The sequence below is a fragment of the Microbacterium sp. NPDC087868 genome (assembly GCF_044900755.1).
GTDB classification, from domain to species: Bacteria; Actinomycetota; Actinomycetes; order Actinomycetales; family Microbacteriaceae; genus Microbacterium; species Microbacterium galbinum.
In genome coordinates, this window is record NZ_JBJDNO010000003.1 from 202,635 (window position 1) to 217,046 (window position 14,412).

Genomic DNA, 14,412 nt, shown 5'->3' on the forward strand with positions numbered 1-14,412 from the left:
GTCTCAGCCGGCGGCGCCGACCAACCGCTCCCGTGCCATCTGCGCTCCCAGCCTGCTGGCGGCTCCCACCTCGATCGTCGGCAGCGGTAGTGCCGTGCGTGCGGCGAGGCCCACGTTGACGACGACCGCATCGGGGTCGCGCACGGCCGCGCGCTCCACGAGTGCACGCTGCGCGGCATCCGCATCGGGACGGTCGATGAGCAGCACGGTCGTGCCCTCCGTCGACACCGCGTCGTCGAGCACCCGATCCTGCTCCTCGACCGAGGTGTGCGCGACGTCGAGGCGCACGCGGCGCCCGTCGTCGGCGAGCGTCGCCGAGACGTACGCCGAGGCGCTGTCGACGGCCAGCGTCGAACGGCGGCGTGCATCGACGACCGACAGAGCGGATGCCGCGGCCGGGGCGTCTCCGACGACGCTGATCGCGCGACGCACGACGTCGGTCGCGTCGAACTCCTCGATGCCGTCCGGCACTTCGGCGGCGGCCGCACGGAGCTTGCGCGCGAGCGCCGTCACGCGGCCGGCGGCCTCCTCGACGCGCTCACGGGAGAGCGACCCGTCGCGCAGCGCTGCGACGATGCCGTCGCGCGCGGCGCGGAAGTCGCGCTCGTCCTGGTCGGGGAGGGCATCGTCGCCGGGGTTCGTGGGGTTTCCGATGCAGAGCAGGTCGGCGCCGGCCGCGAGGGCCTGCGCCGCTCCCCCGCCGATCCCGACGGTCTCCCGGATGGCCGCCATGTCGAGCGCGTCGGTGATGATGACGCCCTCGAAACCCCACTCGCGCAGCATGCCGAGCACGCGCGGGTTGAGGGTGGCGGGCCGGTCGCCCCACGCCGGGACGACGATGTGGGCGGTCATGATGCTGTCGACCCCGGCCTCGACCGCGGCACGGAACGGCGCCAGGTGCACGCGCTCGTACTCGTCGATGTCGAGCGCGATCTCGGGCAGCGCGTGGTGCGAGTCGAGATGCGTGTCGCCGTGACCCGGGAAGTGCTTGATGCACGCGGCGACGGCGCCGTCCTGGATGCCGTCCACCGCCGCGATCACGTGACGCGTGACGAGCGGCTCCTCGGAACCGAACGCCCGCACGCCGATCACGGGGTTGCGCGGATCGGTGTTCACGTCGGCGACGGGACCCAGCACGACGTTCGCGCCGACCGCACGCACGCGACGGGCGAGCTCGGCACCGGTGCGCTCGGTCGCGACGAGGTCGTCGAGTGCGCCGAGCTGAGCGGCTCCGGGGAGCGTGGACCCGGTGGCCGACTCGAGGCGGGTGACGCTGCCGCCCTCCTCGTCGACGCCGATCAGGGCATCCGGGTTGGCGGCCAGGATCTCCGCGCTCAAGGCCGACAATCCCTCCCCCACGTTCTGGCCGAAGTACACGACGCCGGCGAGGCCGTCGCGCAGCTCGGAGGTCAGCCAGGCGGGCGCCTCGGTGCCGAAGAAGCCCGGCCAGAGCACGCCGTTCGCGAGGCGCTCGAGGTCGTCGGTCATCCCTTCACGGCTCCCGCCACCATGCCCGAGGCCAGACGGCGCTGCACGATCACGAAGAAGATCATGACCGGGAGGGTGATGATCGTCGACGCGGCCATGATGCTGCCCCAGTCATTGGCGAACAGGCCGAAGAACGACTTGAGACCGATCGAGACCGTGTACTGGTCGGTCTGGGCGCCGAGGATCGTCATCGCGAAGATGAACTCGTTCCACGCGGTGATGAAGCTGAAGATGCTCGTCGCGACCAGGCCCGGCATGACCAGCGGCAGCAGGATCGAGCGGAACATGCGCCACCAGCTCGCGCCGTCGATGTAGGCGGCCTCTTCGAGTTCGACCGGGACGGCCGCGACGAATCCGCGGAGCATCCAGATACCGAACGCGAGCGAGAGCGCCACGTACACGACCATCAGACCGAGGATGCTGTTGAGTAGTCCGAGGCTCTTCACCTGGAGGAACAGCGGGATGACGAGCGCCTCGAGCGGCACCATCTGCACGACGAGGATCATCATGAGGATCGTGGTGCGGAACTTGAACTTGAAGCGGGCGACCGCGACTGCGGCGAGGAGGCACACGAGCGCGCTCACGACGACGGTGACGATCGCCACGATCGCCGAGTTGCGCAGGAACGTGCCGAACCCGCCCTCGGTGAGGACGAACGCGAAGTTGTCGAAGGTGAACTCCTGCGGCAGCAGCGACTGCCCACCGCTCGAGGCCTTCTTGTCGAAGGCGCTGGAGACCATCCAGTAGACGGGGAACAGCGTGAAGATCAGGACGGCCGCGACGGCGATCCCGATACCGATGCGGGAGCGGAGGGATGCGCGCGGGTTCACAGCTCGTCCTCCTTCATGAGGGATCGGATGTACACGATCGTGATGCCGATCAGCACGAGGGTGAGCAGCACGGCGAGGGCCGCACCGAAGCCGTAGCGGTTCTGACCGAACGACTCGACGTACGACCAGACGCCGAGGTTGAGCACCTGGCGGTTGCCACCGCCACCGCCGGGCATCAGGTACACCTGGGCGAAGACCTTGAAGTCCCAGATCGTCGACAGGATGATGACGACCGAGAAGACGGGCTTGAGGGTCGGGAAGATGATCTTCCAGAAGCGGCGCCACGCGCCGGCGCCGTCGAGGGCGGCGGCCTCGAGCATCTCCTTCGAGACGCCGAGGAGTCCGGCGAGCACGGTGATCGCGACGAACGGGAAGCCGTGGTGCACGACATTCAGCAGCACGATCGCGTAGAACGACCACTGGTTGGTGAACCAGTTGATCGACTGGTCCATGAGGCCGAGGTCTCGCAGGACGGAGTTGAAGATGCCGCGGTCGGCATCGAAGATGAAGGTCCAGACGTAGGTGCCGGTCACGGCGGGCATCGCCCACGCGACCATGATGCAGCTCGAGACGATGACGCGCCACGTGGTGCCGAGGCGAGCGAGCAGCAGGGCGACGAGCGTGCCGACCGCCACGGTGACGAAGACCGCCACCGCGGCGAACCCGACGGTGTTGGGCAGGACCACCGTCCACAGGGTCGGGTTGGTGAGCGCCTCGACGTAGTTGTCGAAGCCGATCCAGTTGTTCTCCCCGGTGTTGATCTCGCGCAGACCGTAGTCCTGCAGCGAGTAGATGAACACCTGGATGAGCGGCCAGAGCATGAGCACCGCGAGGATGATCAGCCCGGGCGCGAGGAGGAGCCAGGGGCGGGCCGTGACGATCGGGAGACCGCGACGCTTCCGGCCGCCGGCCACGGAGGCGGAGGTGGACTCCGCCTTCGTGGCCGGCAGTGGCGCTTGCACCATCGACATGGAAGGAGTGCTTCCTTACTGGTTGAGCAGGTCCGTCATCTCAGCGGCGGCATCCTTCGTCGCGGTCGCGACGTCCTTCTGCCCGCTGAGGATGGCCTGGATCATGGAGTTGGTCGTCTTCTTCGCCTGGACGGCGCCGAAGTTCGGGGTGACCGGGACGGATGCTCCGCCGTCGACCATCTGCTCGGCGAACGGTGCCACGAGCGGGTCGGTCGAGGCGAGGGCCTCTTCCATCGCGGACTGGACGCCCGGGAAGTAGCCGGTCTCGTTCGACCACTGCTCGGCGAACTCACCGGTGGTCATGAGCTTGACGAACTCCCACGCGAGGTCGGCGTTCTTGGTCGTGTTGAAGACCGAGAGGTGCGATCCGCCGAGCACGGACGGGGCGATGCCGCCGTCTTCGCCGGGGATGACCGCCGCGCCGATCTTGCCCTCGAGGTCGGGGTTCGCCTCAATGAGCGACTTCGGCGTCCACGAGCCCGAGAGCATCATGGCGACGTTGCCCTGCGTGAACGCGTCACGGAGGTCGGTCTCCTTCCAGGTGGTGGCACCTGCGGAGGAGAAGCCGTGCTCGGTCGCGAGACCGGTGTAGAACTCGATGCCGGCCTGCGACTCGGTGCTGTCGAGCTCGCTGGTCCAGGTGTCGCCGTCCTTCGTGGCGATCTCTCCGCCCGCACCCCAGACCCAGGGGTAGACCTGGAACTCGGCGTCACCGGGAACCGGGAACGGGAGCATGTCGGGCTTGGCGGCCTTGATCGCGTCGCCCGCGGCGATGATGTCGTCCCACGTCTTCGGAGCCTCGAGACCGAGCTCCTCGAACACGTCGGCGCGGTAGACGAGCGAACGCACGCCGGCGTACCAGGGCATGCCGTAGAGCTCGTCGTCGTAGGTTCCCGCGACCTCGAGGCCCTCGACCAGGTCGTCGCGCAGGCCGTCCTCGGCGTCGACGTACTCATCGAGCGGGAGGAGGGCGCCGGCGTCGGCGAACTCGGCGGTCCAGGTGGTGCCGGTCTCGGCGATGTCGGGGGTGGTGCCGCCGGCGATCGAGGTGACGAAGCGATCGTGCGCGTCAGCCCACTGGATCTCCTCGATGTTGACCGTCGCTCCGGTCTCCTCTTCGAAGGCCGCGGAGACCTTGTCGTAGAAGGCGGTGGAATCGGGGTTCGTGCCCTTCATGATCCAGACGGTGAGCTCCTGGCCCTCTCCGTCTGCTGCTCCGCCGTTGTCGCCGCCGCCGGCGCAACCGGCCAGCGCGAGCGAAGCCACGGCGCCGAGCGCCACGACCGGAAGAATGCGCTTGTGCATCAGTGGATCTCCTCTTTGAAACGTCCTGGGGATGGACGAGTGGGTGCTCGCCCTGTCGAATAAGTATCTACGACTAACTAATTGCCTGCAAGTTTTTCACACGATCGTCACATGCTTGTGACAATCGTTTCCGTGGGGCCTTCACAGGCATCCTCCCGGGGCCCTGGCTATGCTCTCGGGATGCCTCGCGCCCGCCACAAGGACCGATCCACCGTCGCCCGCCACGCTCCCCTCCCCACCCCGGGACCGATGAAGGGCTTCCTCAAGATCGCCGGGATCACCCTCGGCGTCGTCCTGGTCTCGGCCATCGCCGTCGGCGCCTTCGTCGTCGTCGACTACATCAACCGCTTCAATGCCGACGCGGTGGCGCTCGAGGACGCGCCGGAGGTGGAACCTCCGTCGATCAGCGCCTTCCCGGGCGAGTTCAGCGTGCTGCTCATCGGCACCGACGAGTGCGGCGAGGTGTCAGGCGGGCTCCTCGGCGAGCGCTGTTCGGAAGCCGACGGCGGCATCCTCAACGACGTCAACCTCCTCGTGCACGTCTCGGCCGAACCCCGCAACGTCACCGTCGTCTCCCTGCCGCGCGACCTCATGATCGAGACGCCCGAGTGCACGCGCGAGGACGGATCGATCGCCTCGGCGACCAGCAAGACGCAGATCAACTCGATCTACCAGAACGCCGGGCTCTCCTGCGTCGCCAAGACCATCACCGACCTCAGCGGCGTCGATATCCCGTTCGCCGCGAAGATCGATTTCGATGGCGTCATGGCCATCACCGACGCGATCGGCGGCGTGGAGGTCTGCATCGGCGGAGACGGCATCCGCGACGAGAAGGCGGGCATCGACTATTGGGCGCCCGGACCCCGGACCGTCTCGGGTTACGAAGCGCTGCAGTTCATCCGCACGCGCTACGGGGTCGGTGACGGCAGCGACATGGCGCGCGTCTCGAACCAGCAGCAGTACATGTCGCGACTGGTGAAGAAGATCCTCAGCGATGAGGTGCTCAGCGACCCGAGTAAGGTGCTCGGGCTCGCGAACACGGCCGTCGACAACATCAAACCGAGCACCGAGCTCGGCAACCCGGTGCGCATCGCGCAGCTCGCCCTGTCGATCAAGGACGTGCCGTTCAGCGACTTCGTCTTCGCGCAGTATCCGGTCTTCGAGGACCCGGACGACAGCGACCGCGTCGTCCCGAACTACGAGGCCGCCGAGACCCTGTGGTCCGCGCTCGCCGCCGGTCAGCCGGTGCAGCTCACGGGCGACGCGACCAACAACGGCGGCGTCGAGGTCGTCGACCCGGGCACGGCGACCGACCCCGGGACCGCCCCCTCCACCGACGCACCGACGACCGAGACCCCGGCGCCCCGCGCCACGCTCGACCCGAGCATCTCGGGCCAGACCGCCGAACAAGAGACCTGCACCAACGGCCGCCAGCGCTGATCGGCGCGGCACGAGCGCGTAGGCTCGCAGGCATGGGACGGATGCGCGCACGCGACACCGAGCATCCGCAGGCGAAGCTCGATCACGGCGGCGTCGCCACCATCGCCCCCTCGGAGTTCACGAGCGGATTCGAGCTCATCGTCGACGGCACCCCGCAGTCGCACGTCGATCTCGACGACCCGACGCACCTTCACTTCGAGTACATCGTGCGCATGGGCGCCGTGATCGATCAGCTGCCCGCGGGACCGCTCACCGCCGTGCATCTCGGCGCCGGCGCCCTGACCGTGCCGCGCTACATCGATGCGACCCGTCCGGGATCGCGGCAGCAGGTGATCGAGTGGGAGGCGCCCCTCGCGGCGCTCGTGCGCGAGCATCTCCCGCTCCCGAAGGGGGCGTCGATCCGTATCCGCATCGGGGATGCGCGCGAGGGCGTGCAGAAACTCCCCGCCGCCCTCACCGGCGCGTGCGATCTCGTCGTCTCCGACGTCTACTCCGGCGCGCAGACCCCGGCGCACCTCACCAGCGTCGAGTTCTACCGCGAGGTCTCGCAGCTGCTCTCCCCGGGAGGGGTGCTGCTCATCAACGTCGCCGACGGCCCTGGACTCGCCTTCGCCCGCCGACAGGTCGCGACCGTCGCCGCGGTGCTCCCCGAGGTCGCGGTGCTCGCCGACACGCAGGTGCTCAAGGGACGCCGCTTCGGCAACCTCGTGGTCGCGGCATCCGCCTCTCCCCTGCCCACCGAGTGGCTCCCCCGCCTGCTCGCCGCGGGCCCGCATCCGGCGAAGATCGCGCAGGGCGCCGAGGTGAAGACGTTCGTGCAGGGCGCGCACATCGTCACCGATGCGGATGCCGTGGCCTCTCCGCGACCCGACGCCTCGCTCTTCCTGCGCTGATCCGCATCCGGGATGCGGGCACGCGGGCGTGCCGACCCGACGACCGGGTCAACGGCATGCAGACTGGACGGGGACGCTGCGGAAGGAGAGCAATGAGTTTCATCCGGGGATACGACCGGGAGAACCTCCGCGAGCTGGTCGATATCGACGAGTGCGCGGTACGGCTCGAAGAGATCGAGGATCAGCGCAGCCTTCCCGCTCTGCTGGAGCGCGTGTGGTTGCTGAAGGTGCTGGGACGCCTCGACGAGGCGCTCGCCCTCGCGGAGACGACCGTGCGACAGGCCCGGATGGCGGGCACGCGCAAGGACGTGCTGCGCGCCCGTGTGCTGCGTGCGACCGTGCAGCAGTTCCGTGGCGCGCACGCCGCCGCCGAGCAGGAGCTCGCCGCGTGCGCGGAGGAGGCCGAAGGCCAGGGCTGGATCACGATCGCCGCATTCGCCCACCAGCACCGCGGCAAGAACGCCTTCGACGCCGGAGATTTCGACACCGCGCGCGACAGCTTCAAGCAGTCGCTGTTCCTGCGCCGCGAGGCCGGCGCGGCAGATCGCGAGCTCGAGGTCACGCTGCTGGCGATCGACGCGGCCGAGCGCCGTCGCCCGTCGCAGCTCGTCGCCGGCTGACCGTGCGCACCGGCCGTTCACCCCGGTGTCGGCGGTATGGCTTAGCCTGAGCGCATGGCGGATCTTGACCGTGTGCGCATCTGGGGTGAGGCGCTCATGACGATGTACCTCGACGACTCCTGGTCGTTCGGCTTCGACCATGCCAAGCGTCGCGCCGGGCAGTGCGACTACACGAAGAAGCGCATCACCGTGTCGCGCTATCTCGCGGCACGGTTCGACGACGACGAGATCCATCAGGTGCTGTTGCACGAGGTCGCCCATGCCCTCGCCGGGCACGCCGCCGCGCACGGTCCGGCCTGGAAGCGCGTGGCACGCGACCTCGGTTACGTCGGCGGCACCACGCACCACGGCGAGACCGCCGTCGAGCTCGCGCCCTGGATCGGCCGCTGCCCCGCCGGGCACGAGACTTTCCGGCATCGCCGCCCGACCCGCGCCACCTCGTGCGCCCAGTGCTCGCGCACCTTCGATCAGCGATACCTCTTCACCTGGACGCGGCGCGAGATCACGGCCGACGTGAAGCTCGCCGCGCAGTCGCCGCGCTAGGGCGCTGGGCTCTAGAGCGTGCGCGGGCCGTCGCTCGCGTTCTCCGAGGAGGCCGTTTCTTCCGGGTCGTCGTGCGAGAGGGTCGCGCCCTGCTGACCGTCGGCCGCTGCCCGCGAGGCGCGCCCGCGTCGCAGGAGAGCCGTGACCGCGCGCCACCCCACCAGCAGCACGCCGAGGGTCAGCGTCGCGACGATGATGAATGCGAGCTGAGCGGTGTCCCCCGTGGCCACGCGCAGCAGCATGCCGCCGGCGACGGTCACGACCCAGACGACCACGCCCCACAGCACCGACCACGGCCGACGCGGGCGACCGGGCAGCAATGCGGCGAGCGCGTGACCGACGAGCAGCGCGACCAGGAACGGCCAGGCGGTGAGCAGGAATCCAGCGGGGCTCTCGTCGTGAGAGGCGCGGCCGATCACGGCGAAGATCAGAACCAGCACGGCGTCGACGATGACTGCGGGGAGGAACCTCATGCCCCGACCCTACGCTCGTGCCCCGCGCACACGGTGCTGCCCCCGGGCGTGCCGCCGGCTGTCTCAGGCGAAGGCCGTGAACGCCCGGTCGCGGAGCACGGGCACCGCCGAGACGGCGTCGAGACGGGATGCCGCGGCGACCGCGTCGGCATCGGCGGTGTCGCGCGCCGAGCCGCTCGCCGAGACCAGGTGCCCGAGCGCACGGCGCAGAGCACGGAAGCCCTCCGCCGCGACCGCCGCATCGGGCGCCGTGTGATCGATGCCGAGGTCGGTGAGCGCCGCGATGATCGCTCCGGCGGCGAGGTGGTCCTCGACCGCGAAGCGCACGTCGTTCGAGCCGTCGCGCTCCCCCGCGGCGATGAGGGCGACCGAGGTGCGCGCCTGACGCTCCTCCTGGATGGCCTGCACGGTGCGTGCGACGGCGGTGGCATTGCGGATGCCTCCGACCAGCACCGTCGCTCCTCCGGCGGCGGCGGTCACCGCAAGCGCCGGTGCGACGGAGTCCGTCGACCACACCGCCGCCTCGGCCAGATCGATCGCGGCACCGTCGGCGACGGCATCCGCCAGTCTCGACGAGAAGTGCAGTACGTCGACGATCACGACCACGTCGGCCTCGGCGAGTCGTGCGAGGCCGGCGAGCCCCCAGTCGAGGCGGACCTGATAGGTGGACTGATCGAACGGCGACGGCATCCGTCCAGCCTATTCCGCACCGTGAGGGGTCAAGATACGCCGCCCGCGCGGCCGCGGCCGCGGCGTGTCTTGACCCCTCAGCGGGGCCCTCCAGCCCGCCGTCAGTCGGCTGCCAGCGCCTCGACCGGCGCGACCCGCGTCGCGAGCCGGGTCGGCGTCGCGGCGGCCACGAGCGTCAGCACCGCCGTCGCGACGACGATGATGACCACCGGCAGCCACGGCACCTGCGGAGCGACGAGCCCGGCGGGCGTGAAGTCCGGCAGCACCGGCACCGAGCCGAGCAACGACTGGGCGGCGATCCACCCGTAGGCGACTCCGAGCACCAGGCCCGTGAGCGTCGCGGCCACCGTGATGTGCGTCGCCTCGAGCAGCACCATCCGGCGCACCTGCGCGTTCGACAGCCCGATCGATCGCAGCAGCCCGAGCTCACGGCGCCGCTGCACGACACCGATCGTGAGCAGGTTCACGAGGCCGACGGCGGCGATCACGGCCGAGACGGCGACGAGCACCATCATGATCGAGGCGAAGGCGTCGAACGGCGCGAAGAACTCCGGCGGCACCTCCTCGGAGGTCTGGTTCATCATCAACCGCTTCGCCGACTCCAGCGCGACCGCGAACATCGTCACGAGGGTGACGCCCATCACCACGCCGATCGCCATGCGCGACGATCGCTCGGGATACCGCAGCGCGTTCTCGGCGGCGAGGCGCGCGGTGGCGCTGGACCCGAACATCCGCCCGACGAGGCGCAGCACCGGCGGCATGAACAGCACCGAGCCGAGCGCGAGACCGGTGAACGAGAGCAGGCCCCCCACGAACGCGACGACGACCCCGAGCGGCGTCACGAGTCCGACCAGCACCCCACCCGCGAGCAGGGCGGCACCGGCGATGAGCAGCACCCAAGCGCCGACATGACGCCCGGCCCTGCCCGACACCTCATCGTGGGCGCGCTCGACAGATCCGCCGATCGCCTGCAGGGGCGTCACCGTGAGCACGCGTCGCGAGCCGACCCATGCCGCGACCCAGGTCGTGAGCGCGACGCCCACGGCGGGCAGCACGAGGAACGGCTGCGCGAGGGTGAAGTCCGCCGGCACGTTGGCGATCAGCATCCGCCCGATCTGCACCCCGAGGGCAGCGAGCGCAACACCGACGATCACGCCGGTGAGCGCGCCGATCACGCCGACCACGAGGCCCTGTCGCCCGACCTCCGCACGCTGCGAGCGCGCAGTCGCACCGACCAGGCGCATGAGCGCGATCTGACGGGTGCGCCCGGCGATGATCGTCGAGAACGTGTTGGCGGTGACGATCGCGGCGACGTACATCGCGACCCCCGTGAGCAGCACCGAGAGGATGGCGACGACGATCGCGAGCGTGTCGCTGTCGCCGATGAACGGGTCGGCCTGCAGCACCGCACCGATGAACGCCGTCACCTCGACGAGGATCACCCCGAACGCCGCCGACAGCGCCGCGACCAGGATGCTGGCGCCCATGCCTCTGTCGCGCAACCACGCGAGACGCGGAGCCGTGGCGGCCGTCTCGGGCACGACGGTGCCGACCACCGAAGCCGTGCCGACGGCGGTCATGCCGACACCTCGGCGGCGAGCATGTAGGCCGAGATCTCCTCGGCGGTCTGGCGCGGGTGGTCGGCGACGATGCGACCGTCACCGAGGTAGAGCACGCGGTCGGCGTGGCTGGCCGCGATGGCGTCGTGGGTGACCATCGCGATCGACTGGCCGTGCTCACGGCTGGCGGCCTGCAGCAGCTGGAGAACCTCGCGTCCGGTCTTCGAGTCGAGGTTTCCGGTGGGTTCGTCGGCGAAGACGAGGTCCGGCGCGGTGGCCAGGGCACGGGCGATGGCCACGCGCTGCTGCTGTCCGCCCGAGAGCTGGTGCGGACGGTGGCGCAGGCGCGAGCCCAGACCCAGCGTCTCGATGAGTCCGTCGATGCGCGCACGCTCCAGCGCGCTCGGCCGGCGCCCGTCGAGCTCGAACGGCAGCAGGATGTTGCCGAGGGCATCGAGTGTGGGAACCAGGTTGAACGCCTGGAAGATGAACCCCACGCGTCGGCGGCGCAGGATGGTGAGGTCGAGGTCGCCGAGACCCGTGATCTCGGTGTCGCCGATGAACGCGCGCCCCTCGGTCGGCGTGTCGAGGCCGGCCATGATGTGCATGAGCGTCGACTTGCCCGAGCCCGACGGGCCCATGATCGCGGTGAACTGACCGCGGCGGATGCCGACGCTGACGTCGTCGAGCGCCCGCACGACTCCCTCGCCGGAGCCGTAGGTCTTCTTCAGGTTCTGGACGCGGGCGGCGAGGCCCAGGTCGGTGGTCGTGATCTCCATGTCTCCGACGCTACGGAGCAGGTGCCGTCGCGGTCGTCGCCCGGCGGATGCATCCGCCTCCGCCTGGAGGATGATCCCGACGATGCCGCAGGGAGGATGCCGGGGGGGCGTGCTCGGGCGAGGCGGATCTCAGGCGAGGCCGTGCTCGAACGCGAACACGACGAGCTGCACGCGGTCGCGCAGGCTGAGTTTGGAGAGGATGCGGCTGATGTGCGTCTTGACGGTCGCCTCGCTGAGGAACTCGCGCGTCGCGATCTCACCGTTCGACAGACCGCGTGCGGCGAGCGCGAAGATCTCCCGCTCACGATCGGTGAGGTCGGCGAACTGCGGAGGAACCGGGGTCGGCGCATCCGCGAAGTGCGCGAACAGCTCACGGGTGGCGGATGCCGCGATCACACTCGACCCCGCGTGCACGGTGCGCACGGCGGCGAGCAGGAACTCGGGGTCGGCGTCCTTCAACAGGAATCCGCTCGCCCCCTGACGAATGGCCCGGGCCGCGGCCTCGTCGAGGTCGAAGGTCGTCAGCATCACGATGCGCGGCGCGTCGGGGCGCCGGAGGATCTCGGCGGTCGCGGTGAGGCCGTCCATGACCGGCATCCGGATGTCCATGAGCACGACGTCGGGTCGGGTCTGCTGTACGACGTCGAGCGCCTCGCGCCCGTCGCCGGCCTCGCCCACGACCTCGAGGTCGGGCTGAGAGGCGATCAGCATCCGCACACCGGCACGGAAGAGGGACTGGTCGTCGACGAGGACGACTCTGATCATGACGTGACTCCGATCGGCAGCATGCCGTAGACGTGGAACTGCGCTCCCCGGCGCTCGGCATGCAGACTACCGCCGACCAGCTGGGCGCGCTCGCGCATGCCGATCAGGCCGTGCCCGCTCTGCCCCAGCTGCACGGGAGCAGGCCCCGGCGCGACGGTGTTCGCCACCCGGATCTCGACCCGGTCGGGCAGCCACGCCAGGTGCACGTCGACCGCTCCGTCGCCGTGGCGGATCGCGTTCGTGAGGGCCTCCTGCAGGATGCGGTAGACCGCGAGCTGGATGGCCGCGGGCGGCTCACCCGGGGGCACGGGGTCGACCGTGATCCGCGGTTCGATGCCGGCGTGCCGCACCTGCGCGAAGAGCGTCTCCAGGTCGGCGAGCGTGGGCTGCGGTCCGTCGCCCTGGCGGTGACGCAGCTGGGTGAGGAGCATCCGCACGTCCGACAGCGCACCGCGGGCGGTCTGCGCGATCGTGCCCAGCGCCTCGGTCGCCATCTCGGGCTTCGCTGCGGCGGCGTAGCGGGCTCCATCGGCCTGCGCGATCACGACGGCGAGCGAGTGCGCGACCACGTCGTGCATGTCGCGGGCGATGCGCACGCGCTCCTGCTCCTCGGCGGCCACGGTCTCGGCCTGCGCGCGCGCCACCTGCGTGGCGCGACCGGCGAGGATGACCCGCCAGAGCAGTCCCGCTCCCCATGCCATCACCATCGCCAGCACGAACAACGAGCCGAGCAGCACGGAGGTGAGCGCGGCGCGCATCACGCTCGCGGCGTCGGTGATCAGTTCGCCCGACCACGCCAGCCCGAAGTACGCGCCGCCGACGATCCCGCCGCCGAGCGCCGAGGCGCCGCCGAGCCACAGCAGTCGTCGGCTGCCCCAGGCCGCCGTCGCGAACAGCACGACCAGCACGCCGAAGTCGAAGGGTACGGGTGGCAGCCCCGCAGCCATCTGGAGGAGCGCACCGAACCACGCGACGCAGAGGGCCAGAGCCGGGGCCAGGCGGGCGATCGCGGCGGCGCCCCAGACGATCGCTCCGACGACGAGGTAGGCCGTGACCGACCACCCGCCGTCGACGATCCAGACGCTGAGGCCGCCCGAGCCCGGCACGAGGGGGATGCCGACCGTGAGACCGAAACCGATGACCGCGCCGACGATGTCGAGGGCGAGCCAGGTGCGGGAGACGGGACGGAACACGCTCTCACGCTACGCGAGCGGAGGGCGCCCCGCGTCCGTCTGGGGATGTATCCCGAGTGCGACCGGCCGTCAGGCCCGGGCGATGATCTCGCCGTGCGGAACGAGGTACCAGCCGTCTCCGGCATCCGCCCATCGCTTCCAGGCGTCGCTGATCGCCTGCAGCTCGGAGGGGCCCGCGAGGCCGCTGTCGACGAGCTGGCGCGCGAGCGCCGATTCGAGGATGCGGTCGGCCCACATGCCGCCCCACCACGCGCGCTCCTCGGGGGTCGCGTAGCACCAGGTGGATGCCGTCGCCCTGACGTCGTCGAAGCCGGCGGCGCGCGCCCACGAGAGCAGGCGTCGCCCGGCGTCGGGCTCTCCCGCGTTCGCCCGGGCGGCCGCGCGATACAGGCGCAGCCACTCGTCGAGCTCGGGCAGCAGCGGGAACCAGATGAACCCGGCGTAGTCGGCGTCGCGCGCCGCGACGATGCCGCCGGGCACCGTGACCCGTCGCATCTCACGCAGGGCCTGCACCGGATCGCCGACGTGCTGCAGCACCTGGTGCGTGTGCACGACGTCGAAGCTGTCGTCGGCGAACGAGAGCGCGTGCACGTCTTCGATCGAGAAGTCGACGTTCGGGAGGCCGCGGTCCGCGACGAGGTTCCGGGAGAGCGCGAGGGCGTTCGCGTCGATCTCCGTCGCCGTCACGTGCGCGACGACGGTCGCGAACTCGGCCGTGATGCTGCCCGGACCCGCGCCGACATCGAGGAGGCGGGCGGCCGGATCCAGGTGCGGGCGGAGATACTCCGCGGAGTTCGCGATCGTGCGGGAGCTGTGCGAACGGAGAACGGTCTCGTGATGTCCGTGCGTGTACGTGGCCATGC

General features: G+C 70.3%; 15 protein-coding genes. 4 read left to right on the forward strand and 11 right to left on the reverse strand.

The genetic code is table 11. The annotated features are described in order from the left end of the window. Positions 1 to 3: 3 nt before the first annotated feature. From ACI2JZ_RS11120 to ACI2JZ_RS11135, 4 genes are read right to left on the reverse strand one after another with little or no spacing between them, the layout of a single operon-like run. Complete coding sequence (locus ACI2JZ_RS11120) at positions 4 to 1,488, reverse strand: glycoside hydrolase family 3 N-terminal domain-containing protein (RefSeq protein WP_404597538.1); 1,485 nt, start codon at positions 1,486 to 1,488, stop codon at positions 4 to 6. After that, complete coding sequence (locus ACI2JZ_RS11125) at positions 1,485 to 2,318, reverse strand: carbohydrate ABC transporter permease (protein WP_247623222.1); 834 nt, start codon at positions 2,316 to 2,318, stop codon at positions 1,485 to 1,487. The genes ACI2JZ_RS11120 and ACI2JZ_RS11125 overlap by 4 nt, the downstream gene beginning before the upstream one ends. Then, positions 2,315 to 3,289 (reverse strand): carbohydrate ABC transporter permease, encoded by a 975-nt coding sequence (locus ACI2JZ_RS11130; protein ID WP_404597539.1) that lies wholly within the window; start codon positions 3,287 to 3,289, stop codon positions 2,315 to 2,317. The genes ACI2JZ_RS11125 and ACI2JZ_RS11130 overlap by 4 nt, the downstream gene beginning before the upstream one ends. A gap of 15 nt (positions 3,290 to 3,304) precedes the next feature. Beyond that, positions 3,305 to 4,594, reverse strand: a complete 1,290-nt coding sequence (locus ACI2JZ_RS11135; RefSeq protein WP_247623224.1) for a sugar ABC transporter substrate-binding protein — start codon at positions 4,592 to 4,594, stop codon at positions 3,305 to 3,307. Between the two features lie 180 nt (positions 4,595 to 4,774). On the opposite strand from ACI2JZ_RS11135, the gene ACI2JZ_RS11140 reads away from it, so the two are divergent. The 4 genes from ACI2JZ_RS11140 (at position 4,775) to ACI2JZ_RS11155 (ending at position 8,090) form a co-directional block, all read left to right on the forward strand. Beyond that, entirely contained in the window at positions 4,775 to 6,034 is a 1,260-nt protein-coding gene (locus ACI2JZ_RS11140) for an LCP family protein (protein ID WP_404597540.1), read from the forward strand. Between the two features lie 32 nt (positions 6,035 to 6,066). Continuing rightward, positions 6,067 to 6,927, forward strand: coding sequence for a spermidine synthase (locus ACI2JZ_RS11145; protein ID WP_404597541.1), 861 nt, complete (start codon positions 6,067 to 6,069; stop codon positions 6,925 to 6,927). Between the two features lie 92 nt (positions 6,928 to 7,019). Continuing rightward, a complete protein-coding gene (locus ACI2JZ_RS11150) occupies positions 7,020 to 7,547 on the forward strand; it encodes a hypothetical protein (RefSeq protein WP_247623227.1) in 528 nt (175 codons plus the stop codon). A 54-nt stretch (positions 7,548 to 7,601) separates the two neighbouring features. Continuing rightward, complete coding sequence (locus tag ACI2JZ_RS11155) at positions 7,602 to 8,090, forward strand: SprT-like domain-containing protein (RefSeq protein WP_247623228.1); 489 nt, start codon at positions 7,602 to 7,604, stop codon at positions 8,088 to 8,090. 11 nt (positions 8,091 to 8,101) lie between these two features. Here the strand turns inward: ACI2JZ_RS11155 and ACI2JZ_RS11160 are convergent, their stop codons facing one another. The 7 genes from ACI2JZ_RS11160 to ACI2JZ_RS11190 form a co-directional block, all read right to left on the reverse strand. Next, positions 8,102 to 8,563, reverse strand: a complete 462-nt coding sequence (locus ACI2JZ_RS11160) for a DUF3054 domain-containing protein (RefSeq protein ID WP_404597542.1) — start codon at positions 8,561 to 8,563, stop codon at positions 8,102 to 8,104. Between the two features lie 63 nt (positions 8,564 to 8,626). Beyond that, complete coding sequence (locus ACI2JZ_RS11165) at positions 8,627 to 9,253, reverse strand: 2-phosphosulfolactate phosphatase (RefSeq protein WP_247623230.1); 627 nt, start codon at positions 9,251 to 9,253, stop codon at positions 8,627 to 8,629. Positions 9,254 to 9,354: 101 nt separating this feature from the next. Continuing rightward, on the reverse strand, positions 9,355 to 10,833 hold the full coding sequence (locus ACI2JZ_RS11170; protein ID WP_404597543.1) for an FtsX-like permease family protein: 1,479 nt from the start codon (positions 10,831 to 10,833) through the stop codon (positions 9,355 to 9,357). After that, a complete protein-coding gene (locus tag ACI2JZ_RS11175) occupies positions 10,830 to 11,591 on the reverse strand; it encodes an ABC transporter ATP-binding protein (RefSeq protein WP_404597544.1) in 762 nt (253 codons plus the stop codon). The genes ACI2JZ_RS11170 and ACI2JZ_RS11175 overlap by 4 nt, the downstream gene beginning before the upstream one ends. A 129-nt stretch (positions 11,592 to 11,720) precedes the next feature. Further along, complete coding sequence (locus ACI2JZ_RS11180) at positions 11,721 to 12,356, reverse strand: response regulator (RefSeq protein ID WP_404597545.1); 636 nt, start codon at positions 12,354 to 12,356, stop codon at positions 11,721 to 11,723. Continuing rightward, entirely contained in the window at positions 12,353 to 13,549 is a 1,197-nt protein-coding gene (locus tag ACI2JZ_RS11185) for a histidine kinase (protein WP_336640879.1), read from the reverse strand. Before ACI2JZ_RS11185 ends, ACI2JZ_RS11180 begins: the two co-directional genes overlap by 4 nt. Positions 13,550 to 13,618: 69 nt before the next feature. Continuing rightward, positions 13,619 to 14,410: a class I SAM-dependent methyltransferase gene (locus tag ACI2JZ_RS11190; protein WP_404597546.1), complete on the reverse strand. Its 792-nt coding sequence runs from the start codon at positions 14,408 to 14,410 to the stop codon at positions 13,619 to 13,621. Positions 14,411 to 14,412 lie beyond the last annotated feature (2 nt).

Excerpts from the sequence above, each read along its gene's own strand:
- ACI2JZ_RS11120 (WP_404597538.1), bottom strand. The coding sequence starts at position 1,488 with ATGACCGACGACCTCGAGCGCCTCGCGAACGGCGTGCTCTGGCCGGGC.
- ACI2JZ_RS11130 (WP_404597539.1), bottom strand. The coding sequence starts at position 3,289 with ATGTCGATGGTGCAAGCGCCACTGCCGGCCACGAAGGCGGAGTCCACC.
- ACI2JZ_RS11135 (WP_247623224.1), bottom strand. The coding sequence starts at position 4,594 with ATGCACAAGCGCATTCTTCCGGTCGTGGCGCTCGGCGCCGTGGCTTCG.
- ACI2JZ_RS11140 (WP_404597540.1), top strand. The coding sequence starts at position 4,775 with ATGCCTCGCGCCCGCCACAAGGACCGATCCACCGTCGCCCGCCACGCT.
- ACI2JZ_RS11145 (WP_404597541.1), top strand. The coding sequence starts at position 6,067 with ATGGGACGGATGCGCGCACGCGACACCGAGCATCCGCAGGCGAAGCTC.
- ACI2JZ_RS11150 (WP_247623227.1), top strand. The coding sequence starts at position 7,020 with ATGAGTTTCATCCGGGGATACGACCGGGAGAACCTCCGCGAGCTGGTC.
- ACI2JZ_RS11155 (WP_247623228.1), top strand. The coding sequence starts at position 7,602 with ATGGCGGATCTTGACCGTGTGCGCATCTGGGGTGAGGCGCTCATGACG.
- ACI2JZ_RS11160 (WP_404597542.1), bottom strand. The coding sequence starts at position 8,563 with ATGAGGTTCCTCCCCGCAGTCATCGTCGACGCCGTGCTGGTTCTGATC.
- ACI2JZ_RS11165 (WP_247623230.1), bottom strand. The coding sequence starts at position 9,253 with ATGCCGTCGCCGTTCGATCAGTCCACCTATCAGGTCCGCCTCGACTGG.
- ACI2JZ_RS11170 (WP_404597543.1), bottom strand. The coding sequence starts at position 10,833 with ATGACCGCCGTCGGCACGGCTTCGGTGGTCGGCACCGTCGTGCCCGAG.
- ACI2JZ_RS11175 (WP_404597544.1), bottom strand. The coding sequence starts at position 11,591 with ATGGAGATCACGACCACCGACCTGGGCCTCGCCGCCCGCGTCCAGAAC.
- ACI2JZ_RS11180 (WP_404597545.1), bottom strand. The coding sequence starts at position 12,356 with ATGATCAGAGTCGTCCTCGTCGACGACCAGTCCCTCTTCCGTGCCGGT.
- ACI2JZ_RS11190 (WP_404597546.1), bottom strand. The coding sequence starts at position 14,410 with ATGGCCACGTACACGCACGGACATCACGAGACCGTTCTCCGTTCGCAC.